Below are 15,429 nucleotides of genomic sequence, written 5' to 3'. Positions count from 1 at the left end.
GGGGAAGGGACGTCGTTCATCTCGACCACCCGGCGCCGACGGTGTCGGGCCGTCGGGCTGGTCGACACGCTCCCGCCCTGGTCACCGTGTGGACCGGGGCCGGGTCATCGGGTCTCCCGATGGTCCACCCCCAGGCCCCCGAAGAGAAGGAGTTCCACGGATGTCGACGATCACTCCGGTGTGCCAGGCTCGGGCCACGGCGGCCCCTCGTGCCGGGAGGGTGCTGCCGCTGCCCAGCGCCGGCATCTGCGGCACGTGCAACGGCGAGGGCGGAAGCTGGGTCACCGGCTCCGGAGGTATCCGGGAGTGGGTGACGTGCGGCAACTGCCACGGCAGGGGCACCACCTGACGCGCTGAGCCGGGACGGAGCCCGTCCGAGGCCGGGGGCTCCGTCGGCGCCGGGAGGCCAGCCGAGGCCAGCCACCCGCGCCGTCCCCCGGTCCCCTCCTCGGACTGAACACCGCGGTGTCGTGGGCCAGACCCCACCCACGCCACCGTCGTCCCGATCCGACCGAACGACGAGGGCGGGGCCCGGCGCCCACACCGGGCCCCGCACCACCGCCGCGCACGCATATCGACCGAGGAGCAGTCGTTTCACCCGAGCGCGTCACGACCTCCCGTCCCCTGCGCCGCTCCGGTTCCGGGGCCGGAGGTGTTCGTCCTCCCACCGCTCCGCGCCCGTGTGCGCCGCGCTCCCCGGAGGCGCGTACTCCAGTCCGATCCCGCGCGCCCACAGGCGGGTGGCGGTCTCCACCACGACATCCGGGTCGTGTTCCTCCCCGTACAGGAACAGCACGCGGGCGGTGTGCTCCACCATCCCGCCCAACATGCTGGCAGTGGTCTCCACGTCGATGTCGGCCGAGGCCAGCCCCTCCTGCTGGAGACGGCGGGTCCCCGACGAGATGCGTTCGACGAACAACCCCCGGATCTCCAGGAAGAGCGTCCGGAACACCGGGTGACGCGGCGAAATCTGCTCGATGACCTGCATGATCCGCGCGTTGTCGCGGTAGGCGGCGAGGAACCTGCCGGTGGCGTGCCTGATCCGTTCGACGGGGTCGGTGCCGGGCGGCGCGGCGGATCGGGCCGCGTCGAACATCTGCCCCGCCACCCCCTTGGCGACCTCGTGGAACACCTCGTCCTTGGAGTCGAAGTACGTGTAGAAGCTCCCGTAGGCGATCCCGGCCCGGCCGGTGATCAGGGCGACCCTGGTCTCCTCGAACCCGCGCTCCTCGAACACCTCGCGGGCCGCGTGCACCAGAACCCCCCGTGTGCGCCGTCCGCGTTCGGTGGGAGGCCTGCCCGTCGGCGTCCGTCGTCCCACTGCCACCCCTCGCTCCGTGGTCACCGCAGGGGAAGGAACTTCGCGATGACCTCGTTCATGATCTCGTAGGTGCCTCCCCCGATGCTGAACACCCGGGCGTCCCGGTAGTGCCGTTCCACCTCGGTCCCGCGCATGAACCCCGCTCCGCCGTGCAGCTGGACGGCGTTGTCCACCACGTAGTCCATGGCCTCCGTCGCGGTGTTCTTCGCCATCGCCACCTCCGAGACGAGCGGCTCGCCGTCCTGGAGCCGCTCGGCGATCCCCCGTACGTAGGCGGTGGCCACCTCGGTCCGGCGGTGCATCTCCACCAGACGGTGCCGCAGTACCTGTCGCCGTGACAGCGGCGCGCCGAACGCCTCGCGTTCGCGCACCCACGCCACCGACAGGTCCACGCACCGGCGCGCCACCGCGCAGGCCTGCACCGACAGGCCGATGCGTTCGCTGGCGAACTGGCGCATGATCTGGAGGAACCCCTCGTCCTCCCCGCAGACGAGGTGGTCGGCGGGCACCCGCACGTCCGAGAACGAGAGCTCCGCGGTGTCCGAGGAGCGCCACCCCATCTTGTCGAGTTTGCGGGCCGCGGTGAACCCGGGGGTCCCGCGGTCCACGACGAACAGCGAGATGCCCTCGTGCCCGGTGTCGGAGGTACGCGCGGCCACGGTCACGAAGTCGGCCCGGTAGCCCGAGGTGATGAAGGTCTTCGAGCCGTTGAGCACCCAGGAGTCGCCGTCGCGGACCGCCCGTGTGCGCAGGTGCGCCACGTCCGACCCGGCCTCGGGTTCGGTGACGCCCAGCGAACAGATCAGATCGCCCGCCAGGGCGGGCCGCACGTAGTCGCGCACCAGGTGCTCGCGACCGTCCGCGACCAGGGCGGGGAGCGCGATGGTGTGCGTGAACAGGGAGGCGAGGACCCCGGTCGGCACACCGGCCAGGACCGCCTCCTCGGAGACGATCAGCTGGTCGATCATCTCCCCCTCGCCGCCCACGGACTCCGGCTGGCCGAGCCCGAGCAGGCCGAGTCCTCCGGCGGTGCGGTGCAGGTCGCGCGGGAGTTCGCCCTCGTCCTCCCAGCGCTCGACGTGCGGCAGGATCTCCTTGGCCGCGAAGGCCCGCACGGTCTCCCGGAGCGCCGCGCGGTCGGGGGTGTTCCAGCGGTCGGTCCGGGGGGAGTCGGTCGCGGTCATGTACGCACACTCGCATCCGTGTCGCGGGAGGGTCGGCCGAACCCCCTGGGAGATCCAGCTCACACTTTGTTATGGTGCGCGGAACATGACAAGTCAGTCAACATCTGGGGCCGACTGGTCCCGGTGAGGAGCCCCCGTGGTCGACACCGCCGCCCTCGTCGAGGACCTGCGTGCCGAACAGGAGGACCTGGCCGCGCTGCTCCGGGGCTCCGACCCCGCCGACTGGTCCAGGCCCACCCCCGCACCCGGCTGGAGCATCGCCGACCAGGTCGCCCACCTGGCCTTCTTCGACGGTTCGGCACTGACCGCCGTGACCGATCCGGAGGGGTTCGCGGCGGTCCTGGAGGCGGCCCTGGCCGATCCCGAGGGGTACGTGGACTCGGCCGCCGCACCGCTGGCCGCCCTACCGCCGGGAGCGCTGCTCGACCGCTGGGTCACCGCCTCGGCCGCGCTCCGCGCCGCCCTCCTGGACGCGCCCGCCGGGACCCGGGTCCCGTGGTTCGGCCCGCCGATGAGCGTGCCCTCCAAGGCGACGGCGCGGCTGATGGAGACCTGGGCGCACGGCCAGGACGTGGCGGACGCGCTGGGAGTGACCCGTGCGGCCACCGACCGCCTGCGCCACGTCGTGCACCTCGCCCTGCGCACCCGCTCCTACAGCTACCTGGTGCGGGGCCTGCCCGAACCCGGCGAGGAGGTACGGGTGGAGCTCACCGGGCCGGGCGGTGACGCGTGGCGGATGGGACCCGAGGGGGCCGGGGCGGTCGTGCGCGGGGACGCCGAGCAGTTCTGCCTGGTGCTGACCCGCCGCCGCCACCCCGACGACACCGGGCTGGAGGCCGAGGGCCCGGCGGCGCGGGAGTGGTTGGAGGTGGGACAGACCTACGCGGGCGGCCCGGGGGCGGGGCGCCGCCCGGGCCAGTTCCCCCAGGGGTGACCTCAGTGGTGATCTCGGGACCGGGTCGGGGGGTGGAGCGACGGCAACGCTCCACCGCCCCCGGTGCAGAACCCGACCGACATGTCACATGGAACCCAGCCTGTGCACAACGTCGATCTGTCCTCCGTACTTGCGATACTCGACCCATGCCCCACACCCTCCCCGACTCCCCTCCCTCCACGCTCTCCGGCTCCCCTCCCTCCACGCTCCACGCGGACTGGACGAGCGCGCACGACCCCGCCCGCCTGCCCCAGGCCCGCGAGCTGACCGACGCCTACGAACGGCTCACCCTGCGCGGAACACGGGCGGCGAGACTCCTGGGCCACGTCGGCGAGACCATCGACGCCCTGGAACTCCCAGTCGAACACCTGCCCTGGGCCTGGGACACTATCGGGCAGCGGTTGGCACGGGGCAACCCGCGGCTGGCGGGCACCGCCTACTCCCGCGCACGCGGGGCCGAGACCGAGCACGGACTGCCCCTCGACCCCGACCACACCGTCGACAACGCCCTGTTCTTCGCCCGGCACCGGGCCCTGCCCGCCAAGGAGCTGTCGGCCCAACGGCGCAGACTCACCTCCCTGTTCGAGCCCGCGGACGCGCACCGGGAGTTCGTGCTCCTCCTGGAGGCCTACGCCCGGGGCGGGGCCGCTCTTCCCGCCGCCCTGGTCTCCCAGCTGCGCACCTCCGGTCGAAGGGCCGGGCTCGGAGACGGCGAACGCGCCCGCGACCTGGGCCGGGTGCTGGCCGCCGCGCGCGGCCGCGGAATCCCGGACCGTGTCCTGGACGACGCCGACGAGCTCTTCGCGACGGCCGCCCCGGAGGACACCGTCCGCCAGCACCTGGCCGAGCTCTTCCCGGACTCGATCACCGACGGCGGCGCCTGGCTGCGCGTACTGGCCACGCTCGGCATCGACGACGACCTGGCCACGGGGCGGATCGTCCCCGAGGGCGGCCTGGCCGCCTGGCTCTCCGAGTACCACCGCATGTACGGCGACCGATGGGTGGGCGAGGGCGTGTGCCGCCAGCCCATGCCCGGTGAGCTGTACACCCTCCTGCCCCGGATCGCTCCGCGTATCAGGGCCTCCGGAGCCACCGTGGACCTCACCGGCCGCCGGTACAACGTGCGGGAGCGGAGCGACTCCTCCCTCGCCAGCGCCTGCCGCAGGGAGGGGCTCACCGTACGGGTGGTCGCCTCGAGAAGACGGGCGTCCAGACCGGCGGAGCAGGCCCCCCAAGCCCCGGTCGGTGCCGACACGGGCGAGGTGAGCTGAACCGGGCCCGCGCCCACACGGGTGCGCGAGTTCGACCGAGGCGCCGGGGCGCGTGGGCCCGCCACGCCAGCGAAGCGAACGCGACCGTGCCCCGCGCCGACGGGACGGGGTGGCTCGGCCCGCCGCTCCTCGTCCCGGGCCGGGCCCCTACTCCCGCGTCACCCCCGCATCAGCGTCCCGAGGAGCTCCCTGAACTCGTCGTCGCCCGCGTGCAGGGTGACCGACCGCTTCTCGTGGTCGACCTCGACCGCCACCTCACGGAGGTCGGGGAACCCCTTGGCCCCGGAACTCGGGTGCCACCAGTACAGCTTCGAGCTGACCGGCTTGGGCGCGTCCGACACGAACCGCTCGACGAGGTCCTGCATGTGCTCCATCGCCGCCACGGGGTGGCCGCGACCCAGCACGTGCGCCATGACGACCGGTGGGGACGGGACCACCACCAGCGCCCCGTGCGGGGCCTCACCGAGGTAGCGGTCCAGTACGTGCAGGTGGGCGAGGGTGTACTCCTGATCGGGGCCGCCGATATGGATGATCGGGGTGCCGAGCAGGTCGTTCTCGGAGACCTCGAAGGGGTCGGTCAGGGAGTTCTCCACGGCGGCGGCGAAGGCCCGCTCCGGGGTCAGGTCGCCGAGCTGGCGGCGCTGGAACAGGGCGATGCTCCGGGGGTGGTCGACCACGACCGCCTCGACCAGCTCGGGGGTGAGCGCTCGCGTGACCAGGGAGTCCAGGGCCTCCGCCGGGATCGCGTCCCGCCGGTACACCCGGACCCGTAGCCGTTCCACGGGCACCTCGGTGGCCGTCCCCGAGGCGAGGTCGGCCTCCACCTCGTCCAGGTAGGCGGACGCGAGCCGCTCCGCCTCGTGTTCGCCCGCCTCCTCGACGGCGGAGAGGTAGCGGTGGACGCGGAGCGTCGCGGGGCCGACGTCCCCGCCCTGTCCGCCGTGCCGGGACACGACCACGGTCTGGGGGTCGTGGAACCGTGCGTCGAAGCCGCGCTGGGCGAAGGCCGCGAGCAGGGCCCGGCGGACGTGGTCGCCGGACAGCGGAGGGTAGTGCGTGCCGAAGGCCATGCCGCGCGAGCGCAGCTGTCGCATCATGCCGAACACGATCTGTTGGGCGTAGTCGGGGTGTTCCTCGGCCGGGACGGACTCCATGTCGGTGAGGATCGTGGCGCAGTCCATGTCGAAGTACCGCTCCTCACCGTCCTCCGACGGGAGGGGGAGGCGCACCACGGCGGGCGGGAGGGGCGTCGCCGCGACGTCGTACTCGGCGTAGGTGGCGGCCAACAGGTTCAGGAAGGCCGGGAGGGTCTCTGTGTGGCTCATGTTCCGTGTGACTCCGTGCCACCGGCGGAGGTTCGGCCCGATGTGCGGGTGGCGACCGGGAGCGTGTTCCGGCCTCAACGGGCGCGGGAGAGGACCTTCTTCTGGAGCGCCTCCAGCGGCCCCTGGCGGAAGCGGCGCAGCCACAGCTGGGCCCCCGTGACGAGGGCCAGTGACACCACCGCCCACAGGACCAGCACCCACCACCGTCCGGTGTCGGCCATCCGGTCCGCGAGTCCGAGCCCGAAGCCGTAACAGACGAACATGAGGACGACGTTCTGGGTCACGTACCCGGTCATCGCCATCCGGCCCAGTGAGGAGATCCCCGACGCCACGGGCCCGGTGCCGCTCGCCCGGTCCAGCAGGAGTCCGATCAGGCCGATGAGCCCGACGGCGACGAGCGGAGCCACCACGTAGCGGTCCAGGAGGAGCCAGTCCGGACCGGCGAGGGCGGTGGCCGCGGTGAGCGGGACACCGAGGCCCATGCCCCACCTGAGCAGGCGGGCGCGGATCGCCCGCCCCGCCGGGGTGTCGGTGAACGCCCCGGTGCGGAACAGCCGCACTCCCAGCAGGAACATGAACACCATCAGCCCGAAGGTGAGGACGGGTTCGAGACGCAGACCCACCGCGTGGTCCAGGCGGAACGCCACCTGGTCCGGGTAGGAGCCGTGGGCGTAGAGCTCGACCGCCTCCCGAGGCACCGCAGAAGGGCCGGTCGCCTGGGTGGTCAGGGCCGCGGTGACCAGCCCCATCAGTGCCACGTGCAGGGAGACCGACACCCACATGACCGTGTTCCTGGTCCGCTCGGAGCGGGTGAGCAGCCAGGCCACCAGCAGCGCCACCACCGCGTACCCCATGAGCACGTCTCCGGCGAAGACCAGGGTGAAGTGCACCGTGCCCTCGACGAACAGGAACAGGGCCCGCCACCGGTAGGGGCCCGGCCAGCGCGCGCCCCGCCGCGCCGCCGAATCGAACTGGATGGCCAGGCCCGCTCCGAACAGGAGGGTGAGCAGGGCGAGGAACTTGCCGTTGGCGATGGTTCGGAAGACGCCCTCGGCCAGGGTGGCCGCGGAGGGGTCAGCGTGGAACGGTGTGAAGGGGCTGAGGTCGTCGGTGCCGTAGAGGATCACGGAGTCACCGCCGGGTCCGGCGAAGAGCCACACGTTGGTGGCGAGCGTGCCGAGGATCGCCACGCCCCGCAGCACGTCCAGCAGGGGCAGCCGACCGCCGCCGGGGGTGCGGTCGCGGGGTGCGCGCCCGCTGGCGGCGCGTTCGGGGGTGCCGTTCGCGCGACCGGGGGCGGGTGCGCCGGAGGGCCTCCCGTGGGGGGCGTGCTCCCCGGTTCCCGTACGCCGGGGAGCGGTGTCGTGGCCGGTCATGTCAGGTGTTCTCCGTGGTCGCCGCGAAGAGGCGGTCGAAGTGCCGCCGGAGTACGCGCTCGGCGGTGGCGTCGTCGAACAGGTCCGGAGTGGCCAGCTGGTGCAGGGTGAGGCCGTCGGCGAGGGCGACGAGCGCGGCGGCCTCGGCGCGGGGATCGAGGTCGGAGGAGAGCTCCCCCAGCCGTTGGGCCGCCTCGAACCCCTCGGCGAGCCCCTCCACCAGCGTGCGGGTGGTGGTTCCGTGCAGCTCGGCCATCTCGGGGTCGCGCACGGCGGTGGGCAGGAACTCCAGCCACACGGTGAGTTCCCTGCGGCGTTCCTCGAGGGGCAGGAGGGTGTGCGCGATCCGGAACATGTGGTGGCGGACGGGCGCGACCCGTTCCACCGCGTCGATGCGTTCCGCGCCGCGTTGGTAGAGGTGCTCGACACCGAAGCGCAGGAGGTCGGACTTGCTGCGGAAGTAGCGCTGGACCAGCCCCACCGAGGAGCCGAGTTCGTCGGCGACGTCGGCGAAGGTGGTGGCGGCCAGGCCCTTGCGGGCGATGGTGCGCAGGAGGGCCTCGGCGACCTGGCGCCGTCTCTCGTCGTGGTCAGCGGTGCGTGGCATATAAAAATATTACGAGCATATTTTTATTCGCGCAACCGGTGGCCGCCTCCGGCCACACCCTCTCCGAGGGCTCTCACCCGTCGGGCTCGACCCGCCCGCTCCCGACGCCGGACCCGCTCCGACCGGTCCGGCCCGGTCCGCACCGGTCGGGGTCCGCACCGATAATGCGGAGGACGACGCCTCCGTACCGGGGGCCGCACCGAGTGGAGGCGGCGTGAGCGCGGACGGGCGGCAGAAGGGCGGCGCTCCACGTCGCGCGTTGAGCCGCAGGTCCCTCCTGCTCGGCGGCGGCGTACTCCTGGGCGGAGCGGCCGTGCTCGGCGGGGCGGCCCACGCCGCCCGCGAGCGCTGGGACGTCGCGGTGGTCGGTGCCGGTGTGACCGGGTTGTCAGCCGCACGCAACCTCGCCGACCACGGGCTGTCCGTGATCGTCCTGGAGGCCCGCGACCGGATCGGCGGCCAGCTGTACACCGACCACTCCTTCAGTTCGGTCCCGGTCGAGCTGGGCGCCGGACTGATCCACGGCCGCGAGGCCTACACCTGGGAACTGGTGGCCGAGGCCGGGGTGGAGACCGTCCGGATGCACGCCGGGGACGGTGTGCCCGCTCCCGTTCCCACCCCCGAGGAGCCCCGCGACGACGAGGACGCCGCCGCCTACCTGCGGCGCATGGGCGTCCCGGAGGACCGGTGGCCGCCGGTGTCCATCGACAACGAGGCCCTGGACCGGTGGAGCGCCAGGTGGATGCGCGACTACGGGCTCTTCGACTGGTGGTCCGAGCCCCGGGAGAACTTCCGGGTGGTCGGCGGCTACGACGGCCTCCTGCCCCCGCTCGCGCACGGCCTGGACGTCCGGCTGGGGCACGCGGTGCGCCGCGTGCGGTGGTCCGGCCGGGGTGTGGAACTGACCGCGGCCACGCCGGAGGGGACCGTGGGCGTGCGCGCCGACCGGTGCGTGGTCACCTTGCCGATCGGGGTCCTCAAGGCGGGTGACGTGGTCTTCGAGCCCGAGCTGCCCGCCGGACACCGGGACGCGGTCGGCGCCCTGGACCGCACTGACGCCCTCAAGCTCGTGTACGAGTTCGACCGCGCGGTCTTTCCCGCCGACGAGGACGCCCTGGGGTGGGACGAGGACACGGGGTTCGTGTTCTGGTGCCTGTCCCGGGAGAACCCCGAGGTGGTGGTGGCCTGGGCCGCCGGCGAGCGGGCGCGCGAACTCCTCGCCCTCCCCCTCGCCCAGCGGTTCGCCGCCGGGCTGGACGCGCTGTCCGGCGCTCTCGGGGAGGAGCCGCCCGCACCGGTCGCCCGCACCACCCACGACTGGGCGGCCGACGTGTTCAGCCGGGGCGCCTACCTCTACGTCCCGCCGGGCGCGCACGACGCGCCGGACGCCCTCGCCGCGCCCTTGGAGGGGGTGCTGTACTTCGCGGGCGAGCCGACGACCGGCGAGAACACCGTGGAGGGTGCCTACGTCAGCGGCTACGACACCACGGACGGCCTGCTGGCCGCGTGGTGAGGGTGTCGGCAGGCCCTGCGGGGCCTGGCCTCGCGTTCACCGCACCATGCACGTTGTGCCGGAAATGAACAGTTGTGATGCAATATCCCCTGGGTTCGTGACCCGCGAGGGCCCCGACACCGCGCATCTGCACAGCAAGTTAGAGGGAGGTTGGCGATGACCAACCGCGCGTACGTGATCGCAGGGTCGGAGGCCACCGGCGGCGCCGGTATCCAGGCTGACCTGAAGGCCTTCCAGGAACTGGGCGTCTACGGCATGGGGACGATCACCTGCATCGTCTCCTTCGACCCCGGGAACGGTTGGGGCCACCGGTTCGTCCCGGTCGACCCGGGTGTCATCGCCGACCAGATCGAGGCCGCCACGAGCTGCCACGACCTCGACGTCGTCAAGATCGGCATGCTCGGCACCCCGGACACCATCAACGTGGTCTCCGAGGCGCTGGCCCGTCAGCCGTGGCGGCACGTGGTCCTCGACCCGGTGCTGATCTGCAAGGGTCAGGAGCCCGGCGCCGCACTGGACACGGACAAGGCCCTGACGGCGCAGATCCTGCCGCTGGCGACGGTCATCACCCCGAACCACTTCGAGGCCCGCACCCTCGCCGGGATGGAGTCCATCGAGACGGTCGACGACCTCGTGGAGGCCGCCCGCCGCATCCGCGAACTCGGCCCCCGGCACGTGGTCGTCAAGGGCGGCACGGAGCTGCCCGGCCCCGACGCGGTCGACGTCTACTTCGACGGCGAGGAGGTCACCGTCCTGAGCGCCCCGAAGATCGGCGAGGAGCGCGTGAGCGGGGCGGGCTGCACCTTCGCCGCCGCCATCACGGCCGAACTGGCCAAGGGCGCCGAGGTGGGCGACGCCGTGCGCACCGCCAAGGCCATGGTCCGCGAGGGCATCGCCGAGCGGCTGACCACCCACGCCCCGTTCGCCTCGGTCGTGCCGGTCGCGCCCGCCCGGGCCTGAGCCCGCACCGGGTGCCCTTGGTCACTTCGGCCACATCCGTCGCACCGATCGCGAATGTTTCCGCGTGAATCGGACAGGGCTGTGAGTGCATCCGATCGAAGGAGGCTCGCGTGTCCGAGAGCGACAAGGCCGAGAACAAGTTCGACGAGTTCAAGGGCAAGGCCAAGGAGGGCCTCGGCAAGGCCACCGGCAACGAGCAGTGGCAGGCCGAGGGCAAGGCCGAGCAGACCAAGTCGAAGCTCAAGCAGGCGGGCGAGAAGGTCAAGGACGCCCTGACCCCGAACGACAAGCGCGACTAGAACCGGCTTCCGGACACCGCGCCCGCACGCGGGCCGTGCCCGGGACGCTCAGCATCAGGGGGAGGACCCGGACGGGGCCTCCCCCTCGTCGTTGTCAGGGCACCTCGGGGGCGGTGTCGCCCAGAGAGAGCAGCAGTGTGCGCAGGAGGCCGGAGAGCTGTTCCCGCTCCTGTCCGCTCAGGCCGTCGAGCAGGCGCGCCTGGTTGGCCACGTGCCCGGCCACCGCGTCGTCCACCAGTTCCCGACCCCTTTCGGTCAGGGTGACCAGGACCCGGCGCCTGCTGGCGGGGTCGGTCTCGCGGTGGACCAGCCCCTTGTTCACGAGGCGGTCGACCCGGTTCGTCATGGCGGGCGAGCCCACCATCATCATCCTGACCAGGTCCTTGGCGGTCAGCTGGAACGGTTCCCCGGACCGCCGCAGCGTCGCCAGCACGTCGAACTCCGAGCGCTCCAGGTCGTATTCGGCCAGGAGTTCGCCGACCCCGCGCCCGAGCAGCCGCTGCAAGCGGTTCATCCGACCGATCACCCCCATCGGGGAGACGTCGAGGTCGGGACGTTCGCGGGCCCACTGGGCGAGGAAGAGGTCGACGGCGTCGTTCATCCGGTGATCATAGCGCCGCGACCTTGACGTCCTCGGCGCCTTTCGACATCGAACAATTCGACACCGAAAGTTGCACCGATGACACCCCCCACCGTCACCGAGGCCATCCGCGACCGGCGCAGCGTCCGCCGCTTCCACCCGGAACCGGTCCCCGAGCACGTCCTCGCCGAACTCCTCGAACTCACCATGCAGGCACCGTCCAGCTGGAACTTCCAGTCCCGGTCGGTGGTGGTCGCGCGCGACCCCGCCGTACGGGAGGCGCTCTCCCTCGCCGCCCACGGACAGCGCCAACCCCGCGAAGCCCCCCTGACCCTGGTCTTCCTCGCCGAGACCGGCCGCTGGAAGGAGGACCTCGACGAGGTCTACCGGGCCGCCCGCGACAACGGGGCCTGGGACGAGGACTTCCTCCGGGCCACCGCCACCTCCGGGATCGACTTCCAACGCGACCTCGACGCGCGCGGTCTGGGCCGCGAGTACGCGGTCAAGGACGCGGTGATCGCCGCCACCCACGCCATGCTCGCCGCCACCGCGCTCGGGCTGGCCTCCTCGCCCATGAACGGCTGGCGGGAGGACCAGGTACTCCGGGCGATCGGCGCCGACCACCGGGACGACCTCGCCGTCGCCCTCCTGCTCTCCGTGGGGCACCCCGCCGAACGCCGCCCCCACCCCGGCCGCCTGCCCCTGAACCGCCTCGCCTTCGGCGACCGCTACGGGAAGGCACTGTGAACGGGCGCGCGCGCATCGCGGGTGACTCCCTGCTCACCGCCCTGGCGCCGATGGTCTGGGGAAGCACCTACCTGGTCACCACCGAGTTCCTCCCACCCGACCGCCCCCTGTTGGCCGCGCTCCTGCGCGCGCTCCCCGCCGGTCTGCTTCTCGTGCTGTTCGCCCGGGCCCTGCCCTCGGGGGTGTGGTGGTGGCGCTCGCTGGTTCTGGGCACCCTCAACATCGGTGCCTTCCTCTACCTCCTCTACGTGGCCGCCTACCTGCTGCCCGGCGGGGTCGCCGCGCTCGTGATGGCGGTCCAGCCGGTGATCGTCCTGCTCCTGGCAGCGCTGCTCCTGGGCGACCGGCTCCGGCCGACCCACCTGCTCGCCTGCGTGCTCGGCGCGTCCGGGGTGGGACTGCTGGTGGTGGGCCCCGAGACGGCGCTGAACCCGGTCGGGGTGCTGGCCGGTCTGGCCGCCGCCGTGTCCATGGGCACCGGGATCGTCCTCACCAAGCGCTGGGGGCGCCCCCCAGGGGTCAGCCTGCTCGGGGCCACCGGCTGGCAGCTCACCGCCGGCGGGCTCGTGCTCCTCCCGCCGACGCTGCTGTTCGAGGGGCTGCCCGCGAGCCTGAGCGCGGCCAACCTGGCCGGATACGCCTACCTGGGGCTGATCGGCGCCCTGCTCGCGTACGTGCTCTGGTTCCGGGGGTTGGAGCGGCTGCCCGCCCTGGCGGCGTCGTTCCTCTCGTTCGCCAGCCCGCTCACCGCGACCCTCCTGGGGTTCCTCGTGCTCGGTGAGACCCTTACCGTCATGCAGGGGGCGGGGGCCCTCACCGCGGTCGGCGCGGTGCTGCTGGTCCAGTTCACCTCGCACGGCCCGCGCCCCGGCCGCGAGAGAGTCCCGTTCCCCCCATTGACAGCCCACGGGCGCACCGGGCACGGTAATCCCACAGACACGGCCAGCCACTGGGGAGCACGATGAGGAAGTCCTCCGCACGGCTGGCCGACGGCCGCGAGATCGTCTACTACGACGAGGAGGGCCACGACCGCGAGGACGCCCCGGACCGGCGGGAGCTGCCGCCGGTCGCCTCCGGCTCCGAGCTGCGCTGGGACCGGCTCCGGCGCGAATGGGTGATCGTCGCCGCACACCGCCAGGACCGTCTGCACCTGCCTCCCAGCGACGAGTGCCCGCTGTGCCCCTCCCGCGACGGCCGTCGCACGGAGGTGCCCTCCCCCTCCTACGACGTCGCGGTCTTCGAGAACCGCTTCCCCGCGCTGAACGGGCCCGGGGGCCGGTGCGAGGTGGTCTGCTTCTCCTCCGACCACCACACCTCGCTGGCCGCGCTCGGCCCCCGGCGGTTGCGCACCGTCGTCGACGCCTGGGCCGACCGGACCGAGGCGCTGTCCGCCCGCCCCGACGTGGCGCACGTGTACGTCTTCGAGAACCGGGGCCCGGAGATCGGCGTGACCCTGCACCACCCGCACGGCCAGATCTACGCGCTGCCCTTCGTCACACCCCGCACCGAACGCGAGCTGGACTCGGCCCGGCGGCACCGCGCCGCCACCGGAGGCAACCTGTTCGGCGACATCCTGGCCGCCGAGACGGCCGGGCCCCGGGTGGTGCTGCGCAACGAGCACTGGACGGCCTTCGTCCCCGAGGCCGCCCGTTGGCCGGTGGAGGTGCACGTCTACCCCCACCGGGCCGTGCCCGACCTGCCCGCCCTGGACGGCGACGAACGCACCGCACTGGCGGAGCTGTACTCCGACCTGCTCGGCCGCGCGGACCGGCTGTTCGGCGCCCCGCTGCCCTACGTCTCCGCCTGGCACCAGGCCCCCGCGCGCGACCCGGAGGCGCGCGGGCTCGCCCGGCTGCGCCTCGAACTCTTCTCCGTGCGCCGCGCCCCGGGCAAGCTCAAGTACCTGGCCGGAACCGAGTCCGGCGCCGGTGTGTTCAGCCAGGACGTGACCCCCGAGTCCACCGCCCACCGCCTCCGGGAGGCCTGAACCGTGCACGACCCCGCGGTGGCGTTCCGGCGGGCGTTCGCCTCCGAGCCGGACGGGGTGTGGGCGGCCCCCGGGCGCATCAACCTCATCGGCGAACACACGGACTACAACGACGGCTTCGCCCTCCCCATCGCGCTGCCGCACACCCTCACCGTGGCCGCCGCGCGCCGCTCGGACGGCCGGGTCCGGATGCGCTCGCGGGAGTTCCCAGACTCCTTCGAGGCCCGCATGGCCGACCTCTCCCCCGGGACGGTGCCGGGCTGGGCCGCCTACCCGGCGGGGGCGCTGTGGGCCGTGGCCGAGGAGGGGTACGGGATCGGCGGGATGGACCTGCTCGTGGAGAGCTCCGTCCCGGCGGGGGCAGGGCTGTCGACGTCGGCGGCGGTGTGCTGCGCGACGGTCCTGGCGGCCACCGGCCTGTACCCGCCGGGCCCCGACCCGGTCGGAGTGGCGAGGCTGGCGCAGCGCGCGGAGAACGCGTTCGTGGGCATGCCCTGCGGGATCATGGACCAGTCCGCGGTGATGCTCGCCACCGAGGGGCACGCGCTGTCCCTGGACTGCCGTTCGCTGGAAACCGGGCAGGTGCCGTTCGACCCGTCCGCCCACGGGTTGGCGCTGCTGGTGGTGGACACCCGGGCGCCGCGCCGTCTGGTGGAGGGGGCCTACGCCGAGCGTCGGCGCTCCTGTGAGGAGGCCGCGCGGGCCCTGGGGGTGCGGGCGCTGCGCGACGTGACCGTCGAAGAGCTGCCGCGGGCCCTCGACACCCTGACCGACCCCGTGACACGCCGCCGCGTACGGCACGTGGTCACCGAGAACGCCCGGGTCCTGGAGACCGCCGCGCTGTTCCGGGCCGGGCGCCCACGGGAGGCGGGCCCGCTGTTCACCGCCTCCCACGTCTCGCTGCGCGACGACTTCGAGGTGAGTGTGCCCGAGGTGGACACCGCGGTGGAGGCCGCCCTGGCGTCGGGTGCGCTGGGCGCGCGGATCACCGGCGGAGGGTTCGGGGGCTGCGTCGTCGCGCTGGTGGACGCCGAGCTCGCGCGGGACTGCGGGGAGGCGGTGCGCGCGGCCTTCGGCGAACGGGGGTACACCGCCCCGGCGGTCTTCGCGGCGCCGCCGTCGTCGGGCGCCCGCCGCCTGGCCTGACCAGCGCCGGGTCGGGGCAGGGGCGGGACCGGCCGCGGACGGCGGACGGCGGCGGGTAGGCGCCCGAAAGGCGGTCCAGACCCCCTAGATCGTTGATGGGAAATCTCTGAAACGCCTGCGGGCAAGACGAAGGGCGTCGAGGATCAGTGTGTGACGACCGACCTTGACGCCCTTCTGAC

Annotated in this window: 16 protein-coding genes; 10 read left to right on the top strand and 6 right to left on the bottom strand. The window is 73.1% G+C overall.

The features are described 5' to 3' along the window. Positions 1–160: 160 nt before the first annotated feature. Entirely contained in the window at positions 161–349 is a 189-nt protein-coding gene (locus ABZ635_RS20305; protein ID WP_357767387.1) for a hypothetical protein, read from the top strand. A 258-nt stretch (positions 350–607) separates the two neighbouring features. On the opposite strand, the gene ABZ635_RS20300 is transcribed toward ABZ635_RS20305, so the two are convergent. Together ABZ635_RS20300 and ABZ635_RS20295 are read right to left on the bottom strand one after the other, a co-directional pair. After that, positions 608–1,321, bottom strand: a complete 714-nt coding sequence (locus ABZ635_RS20300) for a TetR/AcrR family transcriptional regulator (RefSeq protein ID WP_357767384.1) — start codon at positions 1,319–1,321, stop codon at positions 608–610. A gap of 20 nt (positions 1,322–1,341) precedes the next feature. Next, positions 1,342–2,505 carry an acyl-CoA dehydrogenase family protein gene (locus ABZ635_RS20295; protein WP_357767381.1) on the bottom strand — a complete coding sequence of 388 codons (1,164 nt, stop codon included), beginning with the start codon at positions 2,503–2,505 and terminating at the stop codon, positions 1,342–1,344. Positions 2,506–2,641: 136 nt separating this feature from the next. On the opposite strand from ABZ635_RS20295, the gene ABZ635_RS20290 reads away from it, so the two are divergent. Further along, positions 2,642–3,439: a TIGR03084 family metal-binding protein gene (locus tag ABZ635_RS20290; RefSeq protein WP_357767379.1), complete on the top strand. Its 798-nt coding sequence runs from the start codon at positions 2,642–2,644 to the stop codon at positions 3,437–3,439. Positions 3,440–3,585: 146 nt separating this feature from the next. After that, complete coding sequence (locus tag ABZ635_RS20285; protein WP_357767376.1) at positions 3,586–4,710, top strand: hypothetical protein; 1,125 nt, start codon at positions 3,586–3,588, stop codon at positions 4,708–4,710. Positions 4,711–4,868: 158 nt separating this feature from the next. Here ABZ635_RS20285 and ABZ635_RS20280 read toward each other — a convergent pair whose 3' ends face one another. The 3 genes from ABZ635_RS20280 to ABZ635_RS20270 form a co-directional block, all read right to left on the bottom strand. Next, positions 4,869–6,035 (bottom strand): hypothetical protein, encoded by a 1,167-nt coding sequence (locus ABZ635_RS20280; protein WP_357767374.1) that lies wholly within the window; start codon positions 6,033–6,035, stop codon positions 4,869–4,871. Positions 6,036–6,109: 74 nt separating this feature from the next. Next, positions 6,110–7,411, bottom strand: a complete 1,302-nt coding sequence (locus ABZ635_RS20275; protein WP_357767371.1) for a DUF418 domain-containing protein — start codon at positions 7,409–7,411, stop codon at positions 6,110–6,112. A gap of 1 nt (position 7,412) precedes the next feature. Beyond that, complete coding sequence (locus ABZ635_RS20270; protein ID WP_357767368.1) at positions 7,413–8,018, bottom strand: TetR family transcriptional regulator C-terminal domain-containing protein; 606 nt, start codon at positions 8,016–8,018, stop codon at positions 7,413–7,415. Positions 8,019–8,277: 259 nt separating this feature from the next. Between ABZ635_RS20270 and ABZ635_RS20265 the strand changes: the two genes are divergently transcribed. From ABZ635_RS20265 to ABZ635_RS20255, 3 genes are all read left to right on the top strand, one after another. Continuing rightward, the gene (locus ABZ635_RS20265; protein WP_357767454.1) at positions 8,278–9,531 is read left to right on the top strand and encodes an NAD(P)/FAD-dependent oxidoreductase; all 1,254 of its coding nucleotides are present in this window, start codon (positions 8,278–8,280) and stop codon (positions 9,529–9,531) included. A 156-nt stretch (positions 9,532–9,687) separates the two neighbouring features. Then, complete coding sequence (gene thiD / locus ABZ635_RS20260) at positions 9,688–10,491, top strand: bifunctional hydroxymethylpyrimidine kinase/phosphomethylpyrimidine kinase (RefSeq protein WP_357767365.1); 804 nt, start codon at positions 9,688–9,690, stop codon at positions 10,489–10,491. Positions 10,492–10,601: 110 nt separating this feature from the next. Continuing rightward, on the top strand, positions 10,602–10,790 hold the full coding sequence (locus tag ABZ635_RS20255; RefSeq protein WP_357767362.1) for a CsbD family protein: 189 nt from the start codon (positions 10,602–10,604) through the stop codon (positions 10,788–10,790). 94 nt (positions 10,791–10,884) lie between these two features. Here the strand turns inward: ABZ635_RS20255 and ABZ635_RS20250 are convergent, their stop codons facing one another. Next, a complete protein-coding gene (locus tag ABZ635_RS20250) occupies positions 10,885–11,391 on the bottom strand; it encodes a MarR family transcriptional regulator (RefSeq protein ID WP_357767360.1) in 507 nt (168 codons plus the stop codon). Between the two features lie 78 nt (positions 11,392–11,469). On the opposite strand from ABZ635_RS20250, the gene ABZ635_RS20245 reads away from it, so the two are divergent. From ABZ635_RS20245 to galK, 4 genes are read left to right on the top strand one after another with little or no spacing between them, the layout of a single operon-like run. Then, on the top strand, positions 11,470–12,117 hold the full coding sequence (locus tag ABZ635_RS20245) for a nitroreductase family protein (protein WP_357767357.1): 648 nt from the start codon (positions 11,470–11,472) through the stop codon (positions 12,115–12,117). Beyond that, positions 12,114–13,082: an EamA family transporter gene (locus ABZ635_RS20240; protein ID WP_357767354.1), complete on the top strand. Its 969-nt coding sequence runs from the start codon at positions 12,114–12,116 to the stop codon at positions 13,080–13,082. Before ABZ635_RS20245 ends, ABZ635_RS20240 begins: the two co-directional genes overlap by 4 nt. Next, positions 13,079–14,104 carry a galactose-1-phosphate uridylyltransferase gene (gene galT / locus ABZ635_RS20235; protein WP_357767350.1) on the top strand — a complete coding sequence of 342 codons (1,026 nt, stop codon included), beginning with the start codon at positions 13,079–13,081 and terminating at the stop codon, positions 14,102–14,104. Before ABZ635_RS20240 ends, galT begins: the two co-directional genes overlap by 4 nt. A gap of 3 nt (positions 14,105–14,107) precedes the next feature. After that, the gene (galK, locus tag ABZ635_RS20230; protein ID WP_357767347.1) at positions 14,108–15,250 is read left to right on the top strand and encodes a galactokinase; all 1,143 of its coding nucleotides are present in this window, start codon (positions 14,108–14,110) and stop codon (positions 15,248–15,250) included. Positions 15,251–15,429: the final 179 nt, after the last annotated feature.

This window comes from Nocardiopsis sp. NPDC007018 (genome assembly GCF_040635075.1).
Lineage (GTDB): Bacteria > Actinomycetota > Actinomycetes > Streptosporangiales > Streptosporangiaceae > Nocardiopsis.
This window is presented reverse-complemented; position numbering and strand designations above follow the sequence as displayed.

Bases quoted from the DNA above. Each gene is read 5' to 3' on its own strand.
- ABZ635_RS20250 (WP_357767360.1), bottom strand. From the start codon at position 11,391: ATGAACGACGCCGTCGACCTCTTCCTCGCCCAGTGGGCCCGCGAACGT.
- thiD (WP_357767365.1), top strand. From the start codon at position 9,688: ATGACCAACCGCGCGTACGTGATCGCAGGGTCGGAGGCCACCGGCGGC.
- ABZ635_RS20280 (WP_357767374.1), bottom strand. From the start codon at position 6,035: ATGAGCCACACAGAGACCCTCCCGGCCTTCCTGAACCTGTTGGCCGCC.
- ABZ635_RS20275 (WP_357767371.1), bottom strand. From the start codon at position 7,411: ATGACCGGCCACGACACCGCTCCCCGGCGTACGGGAACCGGGGAGCAC.
- ABZ635_RS20305 (WP_357767387.1), top strand. From the start codon at position 161: ATGTCGACGATCACTCCGGTGTGCCAGGCTCGGGCCACGGCGGCCCCT.
- ABZ635_RS20245 (WP_357767357.1), top strand. From the start codon at position 11,470: ATGACACCCCCCACCGTCACCGAGGCCATCCGCGACCGGCGCAGCGTC.
- ABZ635_RS20295 (WP_357767381.1), bottom strand. From the start codon at position 2,505: ATGACCGCGACCGACTCCCCCCGGACCGACCGCTGGAACACCCCCGAC.
- ABZ635_RS20285 (WP_357767376.1), top strand. From the start codon at position 3,586: ATGCCCCACACCCTCCCCGACTCCCCTCCCTCCACGCTCTCCGGCTCC.
- ABZ635_RS20270 (WP_357767368.1), bottom strand. From the start codon at position 8,018: ATGCCACGCACCGCTGACCACGACGAGAGACGGCGCCAGGTCGCCGAG.
- galT (WP_357767350.1), top strand. From the start codon at position 13,079: ATGAGGAAGTCCTCCGCACGGCTGGCCGACGGCCGCGAGATCGTCTAC.